We start from the raw sequence: 17,812 nt of genomic DNA on the forward strand, positions 1-17,812 counted from the left end.
GGGAAACGACCCTACCCACGGGTAGACGACCGCCGCGACCCACGACCGCCGTCTTCGGATCACGGTCGAATAGAGTGGGCTCATGCTTGCCGAACAGGCCGCCGAGGCGATAGCCGAACTCACGGGAGTCGAGCGCCACCGGGTCGCGGTGGTGCTCGGATCCGGCTGGCAGGACGCGGCCGCGGAGATCGGGACGCCACTGGCGTCGGTGCCGATGCCGCAGCTGCCCGGCTTCGGAACGCCGAGCGCGCGCGGCCACGTCGGCACGGTGCATTCGGTCGCGGTCGGCGATACGCCGGTGCTGCTGCTCATGGGCCGCCAACACCTGTACGAGGGCCACGAGCCCGAGCAGGTGGTGCACCCGGTCACCGCGGCCGTCGCGGCGGGCGCGGACACCGTGCTGCTCACCAATGCGGCGGGCGGGATCCGGGCCGGTCTCGAGGTCGGCGAGCCGGTGCTCATCAGCGATCACCTCAACCTGACCGGTCGCACCCCGCTGCGCGGCGCGACCTTCGTCGACCTGGTCGACGCCTGGGATCCCGAACTGCGCGCGCTGGCTCGCGAGATCGACCCCGGACTCGCGGAGGGCGTGTACGCGGGGCTCACGGGTCCGCAGTACGAGACACCCGCCGAGATCCACATGCTACGCACGATCGGCGCCGATCTGGTCGGCATGTCGACGGTGCTCGAGGTCATCGAATGCCGCCGCCTCGGCGCGCGGGCGCTCGGCATCTCGCTGGTCACCAATCTCGCGGCGGGCGTCACGGGCGCGCATCTGTCGCACGCCGAGGTGCTCGCCGAAGGTCAGGCCGCCGCACCGCGCCTGGGCAAACTGCTGCGCGGCATCCTGGAACGGATGTGAGCGCGGGCACGGGCGTGAGCACCGGCACGGGCGTGAGCACCGGCACGGGCGTGAGCACCGGCACGGATGTGAGCGCGGCGGGCGGGCGGTGATGTTGCGTTTCGGCACCGCCGGGCTGCGCGGTCCGCTCGCGGATGGACCGGACGGCATGAACACCGAGACCGTCGCGCGCGCCACCGCGGGACTGGCCGCGTGGTTGCGCGAGCGCTGCCTCGGCGGCGGGGTGGTCGTGGTCGGCCGTGACGCACGCCACGGTTCGGCCGAATTCGCGGCGGTGACCGCCGAGGTGTTCGCCGCAGCGGGTTTCGCGGTCCTTTCCCTGCCCGATCCGGCACCGACGCCGTTGGTCGCCTTCGCGGTGCGGCAGTTGCGCGCGGTCGCCGGGGTGCAGATCACGGCCTCGCACAATCCGGCCACCGACAACGGCTACAAGGTCTATCTCGACGGCGGTTCCCAGTTGATCCCGCCCGCGGACGTCGAGATCGAAGCCGCCATCGCGGCGGTGCGAACGCCGATCCAGCGCGCCGACCACACGGCGGGCGCGGGCGATCCGCGCGTGATCGCGGCGCTCGGCGAAAACCCTGCCGCCGAACTCGTCCGCCGTTATCTCGCGCGCGCGGCGAGTCTGCCCGCGCTGCTCGGCGGCCACGGCCCGCGCGCCGAGGTGCGGATCGCGCTCACCGCGCTGCACGGCGTCGGCGGCGCGACCGCGAAGGCCGCGTTGGCGGCGGCGGGCTTCGCCGACGTGCACGCGGTGGCCGAACAGTTCGAGCCCGACCCCGATTTCCCGACCGTGTCCTTCCCCAATCCGGAAGAGCCGGGCGCGGCGGATCTGTTGCTCGCACTCGCCGCCGAGGTCGACGCCGATATCGCGATAGCCATCGATCCCGACGCCGACCGGTGCGCGGTCGGCATCCCTGGAGCGGACGGGTGGCGCATGCTGCGCGGCGACGAGACCGGTGTGCTGCTCGCCGACCGGGTGTTACGCACCGCGCCGCCCGACGCCCTGGTGGCCACCACAATCGTGTCCTCGCGGCTGCTGTCGCGGCTCGCGCCCGCGCGGGGTGCGCGCTACGCGGAGACGTTGACCGGTTTCAAATGGCTGATGCGCGCGGGCGACGGCTTGGTCTACGCCTACGAGGAGGCGATCGGGCACTGTGTCGACCCGGAGACGGTGCGCGACAAGGACGGCATCACCGCCGCTGTACTCGCCGTCGACCTGGCCGCCGCGCTGAAGGCCGCCGGGCGCACCCTCGCCGACGAGTTGGACGATTACGCCGTCGAGTTCGGCGTGCACGCGGGCGATCAAGTGTCGTTGCGGCTGCCCGACAGCGCGGCCGCGGCGGCAGTGCTCGACCGGTTGCGCGCCGCGCCGCCGGATGCCGTCGCGGGCTGCCCGGTGACATGCACCGACCAGTCACTGGTGCGCGGTCGGCTGCGCACCGACGCGCTGATCTTCGACGGCGACGGCCTGCGCGTGGTGATCCGCCCTTCCGGAACCGAGCCGAAACTCAAGTGCTACCTGGAGGTCGTCGAACCGGTCGGCGGCCACTCGGGTGTCGAGGCCGCGAGAAAGGCCGCCGCCGAACGACTTTCACAGCTGCGGGAGTTCTGCTCCGAACTGTGACGCGGCGACTCAGCGCGGTCCGAACTGGCGGTCGCCCGCGTCGCCGAGGCCGGGCACGATGTAGGCGTTCTCGTTGAGACCGGCGTCGACCACCGCGGTCACCAGTCGCACCGGAAGGCCCGAATCGGCGAGCGCCGCAATGCCTTCCGGCGCGGCGAGCACGCACACCGCGGTGATGTCGGCGGCGCCGCGGGCGACGAGCAGGTCGAGGGTGTGGCGCATGGATCCGCCGGTGGCGAGCATCGGATCGAGGACGAAGACCGGGATGTCGGCGAGGTCGTCGGGCAGCGATTCCATGTAGGGCATCGGCCGGTGGCTGCGCTCGTCGCGCGCGATGCCGACGAATCCGACTCGGGCGTCGGGGATCAGCGCGGCGGCCGCCTCGACCATGCCGAGTCCGGCGCGCAGCACCGGCACCAGCAGCGGCGGCGCGGCGAGCCGGAAACCGTCGGTGGGCGCGACGGGGGTGGTGATCGGGAAGCTGGTCACCGGCGCCTCGCGCAACGCCTCGTAGACGAGAATTCCGGTGAGATCGCGCAGTGCGGCGCGGAATACGGGATTCGGGGTCCGCTCGTCGCGCAAGGTGGTGAGCAGGCTTGCGGCGATCGGGTGGTCCACGGTGTGCGTGCGCATGAGGGAACGATAAGGTCGTCGGCGTGTTCGGCGTCGAACGAGGACCCGAAATTTTTTCGACAGGCTGGAACCGATCGGGAAGGTAGCGCGTCGAACTAGGTGGATGACGTACTCTGCCTGGGAACAACAGATGGGGGATGCACTATGCGAAAGATGTCGGCGGACGCCGAAGGCATTGCCGTATACAGCGCTACGGCCGAGACCATGTCCGGCGAGATGGCCGCCGCCGCCGCGAACGCGGCAGGCGCCACACCCGCCCAACTCGGTCCGATCATGGGCCTCATCGGCTCGGATTTCATGACGGCATACGCGGCCGCGCACGCGGGCCACGTCGCCTCGATAGGTCAGCTGTCGGCCGTGCTCTCCAGCCTCGGCGGCGCCACGGCGGGCGCGGCCACGGTGCTCACTGAAACCGATTCGGCCAACGCGGCGGCGCTCCGGTCGACCGATCTGGACGGATGATCCATTGATCGATATCAACGTCCTGGTCAAGCCGCTGCTCGATCTGCTCTCCAGTTTCGGCACCGGCGTCCTGCCAACGGGCGGCGCCTCGGACGCGCTGAACTCCAGTTCGAGCGTGCTCGACCAGCTGCATCAGATGAGCCGCTCCAGCATCAACCAGATGAACACCGCGTGGGACGGTGTCGCCGCCGACGCCGCCACCTCGAAGGCGCTGCGCGTGCAGACCTCGTCGGCCACCCTGTCCGACCGCGGCACCGAGATGGCCACGGTGGTGGATCAGGCCGCCGCGCACGTGGAGACCGGGCAGAAGGATCTCAACGGGATCGTCCAGTCGTTCGTGAACCAGGCAACGGCGCTCGGCCCCGCCGTCGCCACCCCGCAGGGTCTCACGGTCCTCGTCGGCTCGGCCATCGACCACCTGAACCAGGGCTTGACGGTCGTCACCCGCACCCAGAACGATCTGAACACCCAGACGGCGGCGATGAACGAACTCACCCCGCCGCCGTCCACCTCCCCCGCGTCGATGCCCGCCGCGCTCGGTACCGGCGTCAAGTCCGGTATCGAGGGTCTGTCCGGGCTCGCGAGCGGTGCGGCGAGTCTGGTGAGCACGGTCAGCAAGCCGCTGTCCTCGGCCGCGTCCGCCGCGACAACTCCCGCCGCGAGCAAGGCGATGAGCACGCCGAATACGCCGAGCAGCTCGTCGCAGACGCAGAACCCGTCGCAGGCCAAGGCAGCGGAGGGGTCGGGGGTGAAGATCACACTGCCCGACGGCAGCGAGGTCGAGGCGCCGAACGAGAAGGCGGCCACCGCGGTCAAGTCGGCCCTCGGCGCGGTCGGCACCCCCTACGTGTGGGGTGGCAACACCCCCGGTTCCGGCATCGATTGCAGCGGGCTCACCAAATACGCCTACGGCGAGGCGGGCGTCGAGTTGCCGCGCCTGGCCCAGGAACAGGGCATCGGGCATCCGCAGGTGTCCCCCGGCGATCTGATGCCGGGCGATCTGGCCGTATGGGACGGCCACGTCGCCATGGTGATCGGCAACGGTCAACTCGTCGAGGCCGGCGATCCGGTCTCGGTCAGTTCCATCCGAACGGAGAACATTGGCATGGAGTTCTACGGCTTCTACAGGCCTACGGCATGAGCCAACCGGTGCCTGCTCGGCCCACCCAGCCCATCCCGAACGTCACGGTCGCGGGCAGCACCAATCGGTCCGGCACCATCTCGGTGCGGGCGACCGATCAGGGCATGCCCGTCGAGATCAAGTTCGAGCGCAGCGAATACCGTTACGGCGCAGCCGCACTCGCGGCGGAGATCCTGCGGCTCACGCAGCGCTCCGCCATCGCCGCGCGCGCCCGCCGCCGCGAGGTCCTCACCGAGGCCGGTATGCCCGCCGACATCCTCGACCGCCTCGGCCTGCCGACGCGGCAGCAGGCGGTGGACGAACTGGACCGCATCGATGACGCGGACACCGGGCCGACGAGCTGGATGAGGCCGGTATGACCACACCGACGACGACGGGGAAGGCACTACGGGCATGAGCGCCGAGATGGACGCGCTCGTCGCGAACGCGACGGCCAAACTGGAAGCTCTGGAGGCCGCGCTCTACGGTCTCAAGCAGGTGCGGGGGCAGCACACCACCGAGGACGGCGTGGTCACCGTCGAGGTCGACAGCGACGGCGCGCTGGTCGGTCTGACGCTCTCGGAGGGGGTCACCTCGATGGCGCCCACCGATGTCAGCCAGCTCATCATCTGGGCCTGCCGTCAGGCATCGGAAGACGCGGGCGCACAGCGCTCGAAGGTTGTTGCGACACTGAACGAGTCGTTCGCACCCACGCCGCACAGCGCCAACGGAACCGTTGGGGGCGGGCCGGATAGTGCCTGACACGGAAGGTCGATAGGCTTCCGCTCATGGCTTCTGGAGACATCGTCCCGATCGAGCTCGGCCTGACCGACGGCGATCTCGTCACCCTGTGGGCACCGCGCTGGCGAGACGGTGACGACGAGTGGGAGGCGTTCCTCGGACACGAGGACGCGCTGTACGGATTCGAGTCCGTGGCGGAGCTGGCGGCGTTCATCCGCACCGACTCCGACAACGATCTCGTCGACCATCCGGCGTGGAAGATCATCGCCGGGTTGTCGGCCGCGGAACTCGAACCCGACGAGAACCACACCTACGATCTGGTGGCCGTCCCCGAGCTGGCCGCGGGCGACCCCGACGTGGAGTCCATCGCGGAGTTGGAGGACACCCTCGCGATGGTCCGCAATATCGGCGAGGTCTGCGAGCTGGAGCTGGTCACCAAGTTCTTCGGCTCACATCCGGTGCTCGGTGCGCTGCCCTCCGGGATCAGTTCCTTCGTCGGCCGGGACGGCGAGGAACTGTGGGATCAGATCGGCGCGGCCATCGCCAAGGACTGGGACGCGGTGCTCGACGCCATCGACAAGATCGTGTCCACCCCCGAGGTCGACGCGGCGGCCGTCGCGGTCGCCGAGGCGGAGCTGCTCGCCGCCGAGGAGAACGTCGTCGACGCCGATGACGCGGCCGACAGCGAGGAGGACGCCGAGTTCGAGACCGTCGACCTGGACGAAGAGGACGACGAGGACGAGGACGACGCGGAAGAAGACACCGACGAGACGTTCTGGCACGAGGTCGGCATCGATCCGGTCAAGATCGTGACCTCCGACGGCGAGTACTTCACCCTGCGCTGCTACCTGGACGACGACCCGGTCTTCCTTGGCAAAGACGGCGCGATCTCGGTCTTCGGTTCCGAACGCGCGCTGGCGCGTTATCTCGCCGACGACCACGAACACGATCTGGCGCGAGTGAGCACCTTCGACGATGTCAGGACAGCCGCGGTGGACGGTTCGCTCGAGGTCGAGGTCGAGGAGGAGAACGTCTACGTGCTGAACGGCCTGGCCGAGGACCTGTCCCACGGCCCCGACGCCGTCGACATCGACCAGCTCGACCTGGCGGTGGAGTTGTTCACCGACGCGGCCGACTACGCCGAGGACGATTCGGTCGAGAGCGCCCTCGCCCAGTCGACCCCGCTCGGCTGGTACGTCTCCTACCTGCTCAATCCCGACCCGAGCCGCCTCGCCCCCAACCCGCCGTTCTCGGCCGAGGCGCAGAACTGGCGGGAGTTGGAGCGGGCCTTCGAAGGGCGACTGCTACAGAAGTGACGGGCGCTCAGGGCAATCGAATCCACACCTGTTCGGCGCGCCCGAGCAACCGGCCGTCCGAACCGTAGACGGCGGTGGACGCAAAGGCCTTGCGCCCTGACTCGCCGCGCAACCGCCCGACCGTGACGCACTGTTCGCCCACTTCGGGCAGGTCGGGGACGGCGGCGGTCATCCGGCCGAGGACGGCCGGGCGCACCAGCATCTCGGGCAGTGACCAGGCGCCAGGGCAGTCCAGCGCCGCCCACAGCAGCGCGGTGTCGACGGCGAGTGAGTCGTCGGGAATCCACGGCGCGGCGACCGTGTCGTCCAGCACCGGACCCGGCCCGATCCGCAGGCCGTCGGCGCGGGCGCTGCCGCACACGAAACAGGACGAGAAGGTGTCGCTGCTGCGGTAGAACTGCCCGGCCTCGACCGCGCGGTCGTACGAAACTGCCTGCGGAGCATCGTCTTCCAACTCACCCGGACCGAACTCGGCCACGAGTGTCGCGTCGTGGAGCAGTTGCCCGCCGCCGACCGTCATCGCCGTATCCAGCGGCGGCGGACTCCGCAGCACGACCGTCACCGCAGCCGCATCGACACGTTGTGCCAACAACCCGCCCAGGTACCCGCCATTGGCCGAGTCCGGCGGCCCGTTGAATCGCCGTGGCACTCGCAGTTCAGTCATGCTCCGCACGCTAACGAACCTCCGGGCGCCACCCACACCCGACCACTACACCCCACAGGACACCGCCGACACATGCCGGCAGGGATCAGCTGGTGCGGGGATATTTCCGGTCTAGCCATTCCTCGAAGGTCGGACCCGCGAGGACCGCGTCGGGGCCCGGCAGCAGCGCGCCCGCGGCTTGGAGTGCGGCATTGGGGTCGTCCGGGTCGAAGACTTCGGTGACGTGGGCGGGCGCACCTCGGCGGGCCGCGAGTTCGGCGGTGGCCGCGGCGAGGTTCAGTTCCCGCGGGCCCGCGAGGTCGACCCGGTCCGGTGCGGATTCGGCGACCGCGAGTTCGGCGAGGTGTTCGGCGGCGGTGCGGGCGGCGACCAGTTGGGTGCGGGTTTCGGGGACGTAGGCGGTGTCGCCCCGTGTGGTCCAGTCCAGCGTCATCTCGGTGAATTCGTGGAACTGGGCGGCGCGCAGGATGCGGACCGGCACCGGTCCCCTGCGGTAGGCGTGTTCCTGCGCGAGTTTGCCCGCGTAGTGGCCCGCCGTGAACGGGTCGATGCCGATGATGGAGATCACCGCGATCCTGCGCACCCCCGCGCCCGCCGCGGCGCGCCGCACGTGGCCCGCTACCGTGCCGAAGAAGTCGGTGATCTCCCCGGTCTCGGTGGTCGCCGCGCTCACCGCGTCCACCACCGCGTCGGCCCCGGACAGTGCGGCGACCAGCCCTTCACCGGTGTAGACGTCCACGCCGGCGGCTCGACTGACGGCCGTCACCTCGTGGCCGTCGGCGGCGAGGATGTCGACCACCTCGCCGCCGATGCGGCCGCGCGCTCCGATTATCGCGATTCGCATTGTCATCTCCTTCGCTCGATCCTTCGTCGAGTGGACGAGACAGCGCGCCCGCGTGTGACAACCGTGGCGGATCAGCCGAGCAGGACCGCGTATCCCGGTTTGATGATGTCGTCGATGATCCGCAGCCGTTCCGGGAACGGGATGAAGGCGGACTTCATCGCGTTGATGGTGAACCGCTCCAGATCACTCCAACCGTAATCGAAGGTTTCGACCAGTTTCAGCATCTCCCTGCTCATGGTGGTATCACTCATCAGGCGATTGTCGGTGTTGACGGTGACGCGGAAGCGCAGCCGGGCCAGCAGGTCGAACGGGTGTTTGTCCAGCGAAGGCACCGCGCCCGTCTGCACATTCGAGGTGGGACACAGTTCGAGCGGAATGCGCATGTCACGCACGTAGTTGGCGACCGGTCCGAGTTGCGCGTCCTCGATCGCGCCCGGCACCCGGATGTCGTCGGTGATGCGCACGCCGTGACCGAGTCGGTCGCAGCCGCAGAAGGCCAGCGCCTCGTGGATGGAGGGCAGCCCGAACGCCTCGCCCGCGTGGATCGTGAAATGGGCGCTGTTGGCGCGCAGGTATTCGAAGGCGTCGAGGTGACGGCTGGGCGGATAGCCCGCCTCGGCGCCCGCGATGTCGAATCCGCCGACGCCGCGGTCGCGCCAGCGCACGGCGAGTTCGGCGATCTCACGCGAGCGGGCGGCGTGGCGCATGGCGGTGAGCAGGCAGGTCACCACGATCGGGCGGCCCGCCGCCGCGGCCAGCTCGGCGCCTTCCCGGAAGCCGGCCAGGGTGTGTTCGACCACCTGGTCCAAGTTCAGGCCGCGTTCGAGATGCTGTTCGGGCGCGAATCGCACCTCGGCGTAGACGACGCCGTCCTCGGCGAGGTCCTGGGCGCATTCGCGGGCCACCCGGCGCAGCCCTTCCAGGGTCTGCATCACCGCGACGGTGTGGGCGAAGGTTTCCAGGTAGCGTTCCAGCGATCCGCTGTCGGCCGCGTCGCGGAACCAGTCGCCCAGCGCGGCCGCGTCGGAGGCGGGTAGGTCGTGGTAACCGCAATCGGCGGCGAGCTCGAGCACCGTCGCGGGCCGCAGACCACCGTCGAGGTGATCGTGCAGCAGTGCTTTGGGAGCTTGTCGGATCGAGGCAAGGGTCAGAGGCATCGGTCCTGTCATGAGGCCACGTTAGCCGCACAGCTGCCTGCGGGCACTGCGGTCTGTTCCGATCAGGCCTGAACGCGCCCCAATACGAGCGTCCGTTCGGTCTGGTTCGCGGCGGCGTCGACGTCGATGCCGTCCGCGAGCGCCGCGCTCGCAGACGCGAAGGCTTCCGGCGTATCGGTGTGCATGGTCAGCAATTCCTGCCCGGCGGACACGAAATCGCCCTGCACGGCGTGTATTTCGACACCTGCGCCGAATTGCACGGGTTCCCCTTGGCGCATCCGGCCCGCGCCGAGCCGCCGGACCGCGATGCCGACGGCCATGGCGTCGAGTCGGGTGAGCACGCCGTCGCGTTCGGCGCGCACGGTCTCGGTGTGGCGGGCGCGCGGCAGCGGTGCGGCGGGGTCGCCGCCCTGGGCGCGGACCATCGCGCGCCAGTGGTCCATGGCGCGTCCGTCGGCGAGCGCGACGGCGGGGTCGGCGTCGAGTCCGGCGGCGGTGACCATCTCGCGTGCGAGCGTGAGGGTCAGCTCGACCACGTCGGCCGGGCCGCCGCCCGCGAGCACTTCCACCGATTCGGCGACCTCGAGCGCATTGCCCGCAGTCCGGCCGAGCGGGGTGTCCATCGCGGTGAGCAACGCCACGGTGCGCACCCCGGAGTCGGCCCCGAGCTCGACCATGGCGGTCGCGAGTTCGCGGGCGGAAGCCTCGGACTTCATGAAAGCGCCGGAGCCGACCTTGACGTCGAGTACCAGCGCGGCGGTGCCCTCGGCGATCTTCTTGCTCATGATCGAGCTCGCGATGAGCGGGATGGATTCGACGGTGCCGGTCACGTCGCGCAGCGCGTAGAGCCGCTTGTCGGCGGGGGCGAGGTCGGCGCCCGCCGCGCAGACGACCGCGCCGATCGCGGGATCGGACAGGATCTCGCGCATCCGCGCGGTCGCGAGGTCGGCGCGCCAGCCCGGAATCGATTCGAGTTTGTCCAGCGTGCCGCCGGTGTGGCCGAGCCCGCGACCCGACAGCTGCGGCACCGCGGCGCCGCAGGCCGCGACCAGCGGGGCCAGCGGCAGCGTGATCTTGTCGCCGACGCCGCCGGTCGAGTGTTTGTCCACCGTGGGACGCGCGAGGTCGGTGAAGTCCATCCGGCGCCCCGAGGCGATCATCGCCGCGGTCCAGCGGGCCGTCTCGCGCCGGGTCATGCCGCGCCACAGGATCGCCATGGCCAGCGCGGCCATCTGTTCGTCGCCCACCGATCCTCGGGTGAAGGCGTCGATCACCCAATCGATCTGCGCGTCGGACAGCTGCTCGCCGTCGCGTTTGCCGGTGATGATCGAAACCGCGTCCAGTGCCGTCACGGGGAAAGTCTGGCACGGGCCTGCGGTGCCGCCCAGCGCGCGGAGCTGTCCGGCGATTAGGACAGACCGGTGGGCTGCGGGCCCACAGCGACCAAGCCGTCCAGAGCGCGCGGTTGCCTGCCGCTCAGAGTTGTCCGGCGTCGAGGTCGTCGGGGCCGAAGGCGTCGGGTAGCAGTCGCGACAGCGGTACCGGGCCGTGGCGGTGGTCGACGAGCAGGTCGGGGCCGCCGTGTTCGTAGAGGAGTTGGCGGCAGCGTCCGCACGGCATCAGGATTTCCCCGCGCGAATCACTGACTGAGACCGCCCTCAGTCGGCCGCCACCCTCGGCGAATAAGTTACCGATCAGTACACATTCGGCACACATGCCTAATCCAGTTGAGACATTTTCCACATTGCAGCCGCGCACAATTCGGCCATCCACACTGAGAGCCGCAGCGCCGACCGGAAACCGCGAGTACGGGGCATAGGCGTTTCGCATGACTTCTATTGCACTGCCGCGCAATACATTCCAGTCGATTTCCGACATCCGTTCGCTCCCGTGTAACGCACCGAACGTGGACGCGCGAAGACCGCGGCGCACCCCATTACGCATCAAGAAAGGTAAGCCTAACTCCGACCAATGTAGCGCAACGCACGGCACGCCGAATTAGTTCCGCGATTGCCGGGGGATTAGAGTCCACAACAGATCGGTTCAGGTCCCCGGCGGCGGGCCGGAGTGTAAGCCACCTGCACATTCACCACCCAACGCGCCCGCGTTCGGACTTGCAACCGGGTCCATCGACGACGTTGGAGGCACCGCACTCTATGACCACGATTGAAGCTCCGGCACAGCCGAAGCGGAAGACGCTGTACCGTGGCGACCCCGGAATGTGGTCGTGGGCGCTGCACCGGATCACCGGGGTCACCATCTTCTTCTTCCTGTTCGTGCACGTACTCGACACCGCACTCGTGCGGGTCAGCCCGAACACCTACAACGAAGCGATCGAGACCTACAAGAGCCCGATCGTCGCGCTGATGGAAATGGGCCTCGTCGTGTGCGTGCTCTTCCACGCGCTCAACGGCGTCCGCGTGATCCTCGTCGACTTCTGGTCGAAGGGCCCCAAATACCAGCGCCTCATGCTGTGGATCGTGCTCGCGGTGCTGGTCGTACTGGCCGCGCCCGCGATCGGCCGCATGTTCTTCTACCTGTTCACGGAGCACTGATACAGATGAGCGAGCGCAGCGAGCGAAACATGGACACAGCCGCCTGTGCGGTCATGACCGCACAGAGCGTCAGCGAGGTGCGGGCATGAGCGCACCCGTACTCGGAAAGTCCTACGACCGGCCCGCAGGCCTGGATATGCCGCGCACCCCGCGCGCGCGTTCGAACAGCAACTTCGAGAAGTACGCCTGGCTGTTCATGCGGTTCTCCGGACTGTTGCTGATCGTGCTCGTCCTCGGCCACATGGCGATCATGCTGCTGCTCGACGGCGGCGTGAAGCGGCTCAACTTCGCCTTCGTCGCGGGTCGCTGGTCGAGCCCGTTCTGGCAGATCTGGGACCTCACCATGCTGTGGCTCGCCCAGCTGCACGGCGGCAACGGCCTGCGCACCGTGATCGCGGACTACTCGCGCAAGGACTCGACCCGGTTCTGGCTGAACACCGCGCTGGTGATCTCGATGATCCTGATCATGGGCGTCGGCACCTACGTCATCTTCACCTTCGACCCCAACATCAGTTAGGAACAGGCCACCTCAGATGAGTGAATCCCGCGTTCAGGAGCATCGCTACGACGTCGTGATCGTCGGCGCCGGTGGCGCAGGCATGCGTGCGGCGATCGAGGCGGGCCCGCGAGTTCGGACGGCCGTCCTGACCAAGCTCTACCCGACCCGCAGCCACACCGGCGCGGCGCAGGGCGGCATGTGCGCGGCCCTGGCCAATGTCGAAGAAGACAACTGGGAATGGCACACCTTCGACACCGTCAAGGGTGGCGACTACCTCGTCGACCAGGACGCCGCAGAGATCATGGCCAAGGAGGCCATCGACGCCGTCCTCGACCTCGAGAAGATGGGTCTGCCGTTCAACCGGACCCCCGAGGGCAAGATCGACCAGCGCCGCTTCGGCGGGCACACCCGCGACCACGGCAAAGCCCCCGTGCGCCGCGCGTGCTACGCCGCCGACCGCACCGGTCACATGATCCTGCAGACCCTGTACCAGAACTGCGTCAAGCACGACGTGGAGTTCTTCAACGAGTTCTACGTCCTCGACCTGGTGCTCACCGAGTCCGAGCGAGGCCCGGTCGCCACCGGCGTCGTCGCCTACGAACTGGCCACCGGCGAACTGCACGTCTTCCACGCCAAGTCGATCGTGTTCGCCACCGGCGGCTCGGGTCGCATGTACAAGACCACCTCGAACGCGCACACGCTGACCGGCGACGGCATGGCGATCGTGTTCCGCAAGGGCCTGCCGCTCGAGGACATGGAATTCCACCAGTTCCACCCGACGGGCCTGGCCGGACTCGGCATTCTCATCTCCGAGGCCGTGCGCGGCGAAGGCGGCATCCTGCGCAACGCCTCCGGCGAGCGGTTCATGGAGCGCTACGCCCCCACCATCAAGGACCTCGCGCCGCGCGACATCGTCGCCAGGTCGATGGTGCTCGAGGTGCTCGAGGGTCGCGGCGCCGGACCGAACAAGGACTACGTCTACATCGACGTGACCCACCTCGGCGAGGACGTGCTCGAGGAGAAGCTGCCCGACATCACCGAGTTCTCCCGCACCTACCTCGGCGTGGACCCGGTGAAGGAGCCGGTGCCGGTGATGCCGACCTGTCACTACGTGATGGGCGGAATCCCGACCCGCATCCGCGGCGAGGTGCTGCGCAACAACACCGACATCGTCCCCGGCCTGTACGCGGCGGGTGAATGCGCGTGCGTGTCGGTGCACGGCTCCAACCGCCTCGGCACCAACTCGCTGCTCGACATCAACGTCTTCGGGCGCCGCGCGGGCATAGCCGCCGCCGAATACGCGCAGCGCACCGAATTCGTGGAACTGCCCGAGCAGCCCGCGTCGATGGTGCAGGAGTGGCTGGCGCTGATCCTGTCCGACCACGGCAACGAGCGGGTCGCCGACATCAGGACCGAACTCCAGTACACGATGGATATGAACGCCGCCGTGTTCCGCACCGAGGACACCCTCAAGCAGGCGCTCACCGACATCCACGCGCTCAAGGAGCGCTACGCGCGGATCACCGTGCAGGACAAGGGCAAACGCTTCAACAGTGACCTGCTCGAGGCCGTCGAGCTCGGCTTCCTGCTCGAACTCGCCGAGGTCACCGTGGTCGGCGCGCTCAACCGCAAGGAATCGCGCGGCGGCCACGCCCGCGAGGACTACCCGGACCGCGACGACGTGAACTTCATGCGGCACACGATGGCCTACAAGGAAGGCTCGGATCTCGTCTCCGAAATCCGGCTCGACTTCAAGCCGGTGGTGCAGACCCGATACGAGCCGATGGAGCGTAAGTACTGATGACTGCTGTTGCCGAAGCGCCCTCCTCGCAGAAGCCCGCACCGGTTCCCGACGGCTCGGTGATGATCACCGTCAAGGTCGCTCGGTTCACCACCGAGAACGACAAGGGCGCGTACTGGGATTCCTTCCAGGTGCCGGTCCTGCCGACCGACCGGTTCCTGAACGTGCTGATCTACATCAAGTCCTACCTGGACGGCACGCTGACCTTCCGGCGGTCCTGCGCGCACGGTGTGTGCGGATCCGACGCCATGCGCATCAACGGCGTCAACCGGCTGGCCTGCAAACTGCTCATGAAGGACATGCTGCCCGCGGGCGGCAAGGCGATCACCGTCACCGTCGAACCCATCCGCGGCCTGCCCGTGGAGAAGGACCTCGTGGTGAACATGGAGCCCTTCTTCGACGCCTTCCGCGCGGTCAAGCCGTACCTGATCACCTCGGGTAACGAGCCGACCCGCGAACGCATCCAGAGCCAGGCCGACCGCGCCAGGTTCGACGACACCACCAAATGCATCCTGTGCGCCTGCTGCACCACCTCGTGCCCGGTGTACTGGCACGACGGCAGCTACTTCGGCCCGGCCGCGATCGTGAACGCGCACCGCTTCATCTTCGACAGCCGCGACGAGGGCGCCCGCGATCGCCTCGACATCCTCAACGACGTCGAAGGCGTATGGCGCTGCCGCACCACCTTCAACTGCACCGATGCCTGCCCGCGCGGCATCGAGGTCACCAAGGCGATCCAGGAGGTCAAGCGCGCCCTCCTGTTCACCCGCTGACCAGCGGTTCGACCCGAAGGCCGCTTTCGTCGAAAGACGAAGGCGGCCTTCGCTTTTCGAGCACACCTCCCGAGATCAGGCCGTGCGGAGGTACAGGTCGCGCACGGCCGTCACGACGGCTTCGGGATCGTCGAGGTGCAGGGTGGTGTGGCGGGCGTCGGGCAGCGGACGGTATTCGCCCACGCTCACCTCGTCCGCCACAGCGCCGTAGAGGGCGGATTTCGCGGCGTTGAGTTCGGCGAGCAGCTTCTTGGTCAGCGAACGGCGCTGCCCGGAGTCGGCGGCCAGCGCGCCGAGCAACACCACGGGCACATCGGGAAAGGCCGGACCGGCGCGCAGCTCGTCGCGCACGACCGCGGCGTTGTGGCGTTCGCGTGCGCCCGCGATCATCCAGGCGCGGCTCACGTGGCCCGCGACCAGTGGGCCGCGCACCTCGGCGGGCCAGTCGGCGAACAGCTTGCGGTAGAAGGGCTTCGACAGCACGCGCAGCGCGCCGGTCTGGAAACGACCGGGGACGCCCGCCGGGATCTGGTCGAGGTGCAGGTCGGCGGGCATGTGGGTGTCCCAGTCCTCGTGCAGCGGTTCGAGGCCGACGAAACCCGCCGTGTCGCCGGGGAACAGCTGGGCGAAGCGGCGGGCGTACGCGCCGCCTAGATCGTGGGCGACCAGGATGTGGGGACCCGGTATCTCGGCGGCCGCCAACAGCGAACGCAGTTCGGTGGCGACCTCGCTCGCGGTGCGCGGCAGGTCGATCGGATCGCTCCACCCGGTGCCCGCGCGGTCGTAGAGCACCGAGGTGGTGAATTCGGCCACCGCGCGGTGCACGTTCAGGAAGTCGAGTCCGACACCGCCCGCGCCGGGCAGGAACACCACCGACGGCGAACCAGCGCCGTCGCGATGCAGGTACAGATGCCGCCCGGCGACCCGGACGCGCGATCCGACGGGCGGAACCCGCGCGTCGTCACCCTGCTTGTCGTTCATCGACCACCTTCCGTTCCACCGCGTGCACCCGCGGACGGGTCGAGCACGCCCGCGCCTGAAAAGGTACCGTTCGCCCCCGTCACCCATTCGAGAGCGCCCACGGGCGCGGACACGCCCCGTGAAGTTCGCCTCGGACTCGCCGCCCCGAACACGCCACGGACCGCCTCGCAAAGTTCGCCACAGACGCGCCACCCCGAACACGCCGCAGACGCGCCCCACAGAGTTCACCGCAGACGCGCCACCCGGAGTTCACCACGGACGCGCCACCCCGAACACGCCGCAGACGCGCCCCACAGAGTTCACCACGGACGCGCCACCCGGAGTTCACCACGGACGCGCCACCCCGAACACGCCGCAGACGCGCCTCACAGAGTTCACCGCAGACGCGCCACCCGGAGTTCGCCACGGACTCGCCACGCCGAACTCACCGCAGACGCGCCCCACAGAGGCGTCACCCGGAGTTCACCGCAGACGCGCCGCCTGGAGGTTCGCCACCTGCCGCGCGGTGGTGCGCGGCCCGGGGTGCGCGGCGACGCCCGGCGGCCGCGGGCATCGAAGGTCATCGACCCGGCAGCCGCTCGGCGACGGCCCAGTGCTCGCCCGCGATCACCACGTGATCGAGGAAGCGCAGGCCGACGGTGGCCGCGGCGGTGGTGAGATGGGTGGTGGCGAGGCGATCCTCCGGACTCGGGAACGGATCGCCGGAAGGGTGGTTGTGGGCGATCGCGAACGCGCGGCCGTCGTAGCGCAGGACCGTGTTGAGGATTTCGCGCACGGGCACCGCGACCTGGTCGACGGCGCCCTCGGCGACGAAGATCTCGTGCCTGACTCGGTGCTGCGCATCGCAGACGAGGACGAGCAGCCGCTCCACACGCGCACCGGCGAACCGGGGTGCGGCGCGGGCGGCGATCTCGGCGGCGCAGGTCAGCCGGGGGGCGATGTCGATGCTGCGTCTGACCCGCGTGCCGAGTTGGAAGGCGGCGGCGATGGCAGCGGCCTTGGCCGCGCCGACCCCGCTGCGGCGGACCAGTTCTTCGGGGCGGGCGGCGGCGAGTCCGGCGACGCCGCCGTGTTCGGCGAGGAGTTCGGCGGCCATGTCGAGGGCGCTCTCCCCGCGCTTGCCCTGTCCGAGCAGCAGCGCGACCAGTTCGGGATCACTCAGGACGTGCGAGCCGAGCGCGAGCAGACGTTCCCTCGGTCGTTGACCGCACGGCAGATTCGCGATCGGTACGGACATGCGCGCCCCCTCGAATGCGTTGGTGTCCGGGGGATCATGCCATCGACCACCGACAGGTCGGAGATCCGCGCGGAGCCGAGCGACACCAGGCACACAGAGCCGAGCGACACCGGGCACACAGAGCCGAGCGACACCGGGCACACAGAGCCGAGCGACACCGGGCACACAGAGCCGAGCGACACCGGGCACACAGAGCCGAGCGACACCGGGCACACAGAGCCGAGCGACACCCAGGCACACCAACGGTGCGCGGCACGAAGCCGGTGCGGCCGGTCGTCGGAGTCGGTGCGGTCTACCCGTCGATGGTGACCGGATCCGCGGCCGACAGCGCCCCTGCGGCGAGGCGTTCCAGATGTCGCCACTGCCGTTCGTGCACCACGATGCGGCGTAACGCCTCGTTGACGGTCGCCGCGCTGTCGGATGTGCCCATGATCGCCGCCGCGCTGTCCAGCAACCGCTGATCGAGATCGATCCGCACGGATTTCATGCGTCCTCCTTCGTACTTTCGTCATCTTGCGGCATACGGCCCCGATCGGGTGG

At 69.1% G+C, this 17,812-nt stretch carries 20 protein-coding genes; 11 read left to right on the top strand and 9 right to left on the bottom strand.

Annotated features, from left to right (window positions below; all coding sequences use genetic code 11):
- Window positions 1-82: 82 nt before the first annotated feature.
- Window positions 83-862 carry a purine-nucleoside phosphorylase gene (locus IT779_RS14300; protein WP_196149795.1) on the top strand — a complete coding sequence of 260 codons (780 nt, stop codon included), beginning with the start codon at window positions 83-85 and terminating at the stop codon, window positions 860-862.
- A gap of 91 nt (window positions 863-953) precedes the next feature.
- Window positions 954-2,489: a phospho-sugar mutase gene (locus tag IT779_RS14305; protein WP_196149796.1), complete on the top strand. Its 1,536-nt coding sequence runs from the start codon at window positions 954-956 to the stop codon at window positions 2,487-2,489.
- Window positions 2,490-2,498: 9 nt separating this feature from the next.
- Here IT779_RS14305 and upp read toward each other — a convergent pair whose 3' ends face one another.
- Window positions 2,499-3,122, bottom strand: coding sequence for a uracil phosphoribosyltransferase (gene upp, locus IT779_RS14310; protein ID WP_196149797.1), 624 nt, complete (start codon window positions 3,120-3,122; stop codon window positions 2,499-2,501).
- A 153-nt stretch (window positions 3,123-3,275) separates the two neighbouring features.
- Between upp and IT779_RS14315 the strand changes: the two genes are divergently transcribed.
- The 5 genes from IT779_RS14315 to IT779_RS14335 are packed head-to-tail and all read left to right on the top strand — an operon-like array spanning window position 3,276 to window position 6,761.
- Window positions 3,276-3,584 (top strand): hypothetical protein, encoded by a 309-nt coding sequence (locus IT779_RS14315; protein WP_232541749.1) that lies wholly within the window; start codon window positions 3,276-3,278, stop codon window positions 3,582-3,584.
- Window positions 3,585-3,588: 4 nt separating this feature from the next.
- Complete coding sequence (locus IT779_RS14320) at window positions 3,589-4,725, top strand: NlpC/P60 family protein (RefSeq protein WP_196149799.1); 1,137 nt, start codon at window positions 3,589-3,591, stop codon at window positions 4,723-4,725.
- A complete protein-coding gene (locus IT779_RS14325) occupies window positions 4,722-5,084 on the top strand; it encodes a hypothetical protein (RefSeq protein WP_196149800.1) in 363 nt (120 codons plus the stop codon). The genes IT779_RS14320 and IT779_RS14325 overlap by 4 nt, the downstream gene beginning before the upstream one ends.
- A gap of 34 nt (window positions 5,085-5,118) precedes the next feature.
- The gene (locus IT779_RS14330) at window positions 5,119-5,466 is read left to right on the top strand and encodes a YbaB/EbfC family nucleoid-associated protein (RefSeq protein ID WP_196149801.1); all 348 of its coding nucleotides are present in this window, start codon (window positions 5,119-5,121) and stop codon (window positions 5,464-5,466) included.
- Window positions 5,467-5,492: 26 nt separating this feature from the next.
- On the top strand, window positions 5,493-6,761 hold the full coding sequence (locus IT779_RS14335) for a primosomal protein (protein WP_196149802.1): 1,269 nt from the start codon (window positions 5,493-5,495) through the stop codon (window positions 6,759-6,761).
- A gap of 7 nt (window positions 6,762-6,768) precedes the next feature.
- Here IT779_RS14335 and IT779_RS14340 read toward each other — a convergent pair whose 3' ends face one another.
- The 5 genes from IT779_RS14340 to IT779_RS14360 form a co-directional block, all read right to left on the bottom strand.
- Window positions 6,769-7,425, bottom strand: coding sequence for a hypothetical protein (locus tag IT779_RS14340; protein WP_196149803.1), 657 nt, complete (start codon window positions 7,423-7,425; stop codon window positions 6,769-6,771).
- Window positions 7,426-7,510: 85 nt separating this feature from the next.
- Window positions 7,511-8,269: an SDR family oxidoreductase gene (locus tag IT779_RS14345; RefSeq protein WP_232541750.1), complete on the bottom strand. Its 759-nt coding sequence runs from the start codon at window positions 8,267-8,269 to the stop codon at window positions 7,511-7,513.
- A gap of 71 nt (window positions 8,270-8,340) precedes the next feature.
- The gene (locus tag IT779_RS14350; RefSeq protein ID WP_196149805.1) at window positions 8,341-9,438 is read right to left on the bottom strand and encodes an adenosine deaminase; all 1,098 of its coding nucleotides are present in this window, start codon (window positions 9,436-9,438) and stop codon (window positions 8,341-8,343) included.
- Window positions 9,439-9,488: 50 nt separating this feature from the next.
- Window positions 9,489-10,778 (bottom strand): thymidine phosphorylase, encoded by a 1,290-nt coding sequence (locus IT779_RS14355; RefSeq protein WP_196149806.1) that lies wholly within the window; start codon window positions 10,776-10,778, stop codon window positions 9,489-9,491.
- A 124-nt stretch (window positions 10,779-10,902) separates the two neighbouring features.
- Window positions 10,903-11,304: a cytidine deaminase gene (locus IT779_RS14360; protein ID WP_196149807.1), complete on the bottom strand. Its 402-nt coding sequence runs from the start codon at window positions 11,302-11,304 to the stop codon at window positions 10,903-10,905.
- 278 nt (window positions 11,305-11,582) lie between these two features.
- On the opposite strand from IT779_RS14360, the gene sdhC reads away from it, so the two are divergent.
- The 4 genes from sdhC to IT779_RS14380 all read left to right on the top strand — a co-directional run bounded on the left by sdhC (window position 11,583) and on the right by IT779_RS14380 (window position 15,054).
- Entirely contained in the window at window positions 11,583-11,981 is a 399-nt protein-coding gene (gene sdhC, locus IT779_RS14365; RefSeq protein WP_196149808.1) for a succinate dehydrogenase, cytochrome b556 subunit, read from the top strand.
- An 85-nt stretch (window positions 11,982-12,066) separates the two neighbouring features.
- A complete protein-coding gene (locus tag IT779_RS14370) occupies window positions 12,067-12,498 on the top strand; it encodes a succinate dehydrogenase hydrophobic membrane anchor subunit (RefSeq protein WP_196149809.1) in 432 nt (143 codons plus the stop codon).
- Between the two features lie 16 nt (window positions 12,499-12,514).
- Window positions 12,515-14,281: a succinate dehydrogenase flavoprotein subunit gene (gene sdhA / locus IT779_RS14375; protein ID WP_196149810.1), complete on the top strand. Its 1,767-nt coding sequence runs from the start codon at window positions 12,515-12,517 to the stop codon at window positions 14,279-14,281.
- A complete protein-coding gene (locus IT779_RS14380; protein ID WP_196149811.1) occupies window positions 14,281-15,054 on the top strand; it encodes a succinate dehydrogenase iron-sulfur subunit in 774 nt (257 codons plus the stop codon). The genes sdhA and IT779_RS14380 overlap by 1 nt, the downstream gene beginning before the upstream one ends.
- Window positions 15,055-15,129: 75 nt before the next feature.
- Here the strand turns inward: IT779_RS14380 and IT779_RS14385 are convergent, their stop codons facing one another.
- The 3 genes from IT779_RS14385 to IT779_RS14395 form a co-directional block, all read right to left on the bottom strand.
- Complete coding sequence (locus tag IT779_RS14385; protein ID WP_196149812.1) at window positions 15,130-16,035, bottom strand: alpha/beta fold hydrolase; 906 nt, start codon at window positions 16,033-16,035, stop codon at window positions 15,130-15,132.
- Between the two features lie 559 nt (window positions 16,036-16,594).
- On the bottom strand, window positions 16,595-17,272 hold the full coding sequence (locus tag IT779_RS14390; protein ID WP_196149813.1) for a JAB domain-containing protein: 678 nt from the start codon (window positions 17,270-17,272) through the stop codon (window positions 16,595-16,597).
- A gap of 292 nt (window positions 17,273-17,564) precedes the next feature.
- Window positions 17,565-17,759, bottom strand: coding sequence for a type II toxin-antitoxin system VapB family antitoxin (locus tag IT779_RS14395; protein WP_196149814.1), 195 nt, complete (start codon window positions 17,757-17,759; stop codon window positions 17,565-17,567).
- Window positions 17,760-17,812 lie beyond the last annotated feature (53 nt).

It is taken from the genome of Nocardia bovistercoris (assembly GCF_015674855.1).
GTDB lineage: Bacteria > Actinomycetota > Actinomycetes > Mycobacteriales > Mycobacteriaceae > Nocardia > Nocardia bovistercoris.

What these genes read in the sequence shown, in the direction of transcription:
- sdhC (WP_196149808.1), top strand. Translation starts at nt 11,583, where the DNA reads ATGACCACGATTGAAGCTCCGGCACAGCCGAAGCGGAAGACGCTGTAC.
- sdhA (WP_196149810.1), top strand. Translation starts at nt 12,515, where the DNA reads ATGAGTGAATCCCGCGTTCAGGAGCATCGCTACGACGTCGTGATCGTC.
- IT779_RS14395 (WP_196149814.1), bottom strand. Translation starts at nt 17,759, where the DNA reads ATGAAATCCGTGCGGATCGATCTCGATCAGCGGTTGCTGGACAGCGCG.
- IT779_RS14305 (WP_196149796.1), top strand. Translation starts at nt 954, where the DNA reads ATGTTGCGTTTCGGCACCGCCGGGCTGCGCGGTCCGCTCGCGGATGGA.
- IT779_RS14330 (WP_196149801.1), top strand. Translation starts at nt 5,119, where the DNA reads ATGAGCGCCGAGATGGACGCGCTCGTCGCGAACGCGACGGCCAAACTG.
- IT779_RS14360 (WP_196149807.1), bottom strand. Translation starts at nt 11,304, where the DNA reads ATGTCGGAAATCGACTGGAATGTATTGCGCGGCAGTGCAATAGAAGTC.
- IT779_RS14350 (WP_196149805.1), bottom strand. Translation starts at nt 9,438, where the DNA reads ATGACAGGACCGATGCCTCTGACCCTTGCCTCGATCCGACAAGCTCCC.
- IT779_RS14380 (WP_196149811.1), top strand. Translation starts at nt 14,281, where the DNA reads ATGACTGCTGTTGCCGAAGCGCCCTCCTCGCAGAAGCCCGCACCGGTT.
- IT779_RS14325 (WP_196149800.1), top strand. Translation starts at nt 4,722, where the DNA reads ATGAGCCAACCGGTGCCTGCTCGGCCCACCCAGCCCATCCCGAACGTC.
- IT779_RS14315 (WP_232541749.1), top strand. Translation starts at nt 3,276, where the DNA reads ATGTCGGCGGACGCCGAAGGCATTGCCGTATACAGCGCTACGGCCGAG.
- IT779_RS14385 (WP_196149812.1), bottom strand. Translation starts at nt 16,035, where the DNA reads ATGAACGACAAGCAGGGTGACGACGCGCGGGTTCCGCCCGTCGGATCG.
- IT779_RS14340 (WP_196149803.1), bottom strand. Translation starts at nt 7,425, where the DNA reads ATGACTGAACTGCGAGTGCCACGGCGATTCAACGGGCCGCCGGACTCG.
- IT779_RS14345 (WP_232541750.1), bottom strand. Translation starts at nt 8,269, where the DNA reads ATGCGAATCGCGATAATCGGAGCGCGCGGCCGCATCGGCGGCGAGGTG.
- IT779_RS14300 (WP_196149795.1), top strand. Translation starts at nt 83, where the DNA reads ATGCTTGCCGAACAGGCCGCCGAGGCGATAGCCGAACTCACGGGAGTC.
- IT779_RS14335 (WP_196149802.1), top strand. Translation starts at nt 5,493, where the DNA reads ATGGCTTCTGGAGACATCGTCCCGATCGAGCTCGGCCTGACCGACGGC.
- upp (WP_196149797.1), bottom strand. Translation starts at nt 3,122, where the DNA reads ATGCGCACGCACACCGTGGACCACCCGATCGCCGCAAGCCTGCTCACC.
- IT779_RS14370 (WP_196149809.1), top strand. Translation starts at nt 12,067, where the DNA reads ATGAGCGCACCCGTACTCGGAAAGTCCTACGACCGGCCCGCAGGCCTG.
- IT779_RS14390 (WP_196149813.1), bottom strand. Translation starts at nt 17,272, where the DNA reads ATGTCCGTACCGATCGCGAATCTGCCGTGCGGTCAACGACCGAGGGAA.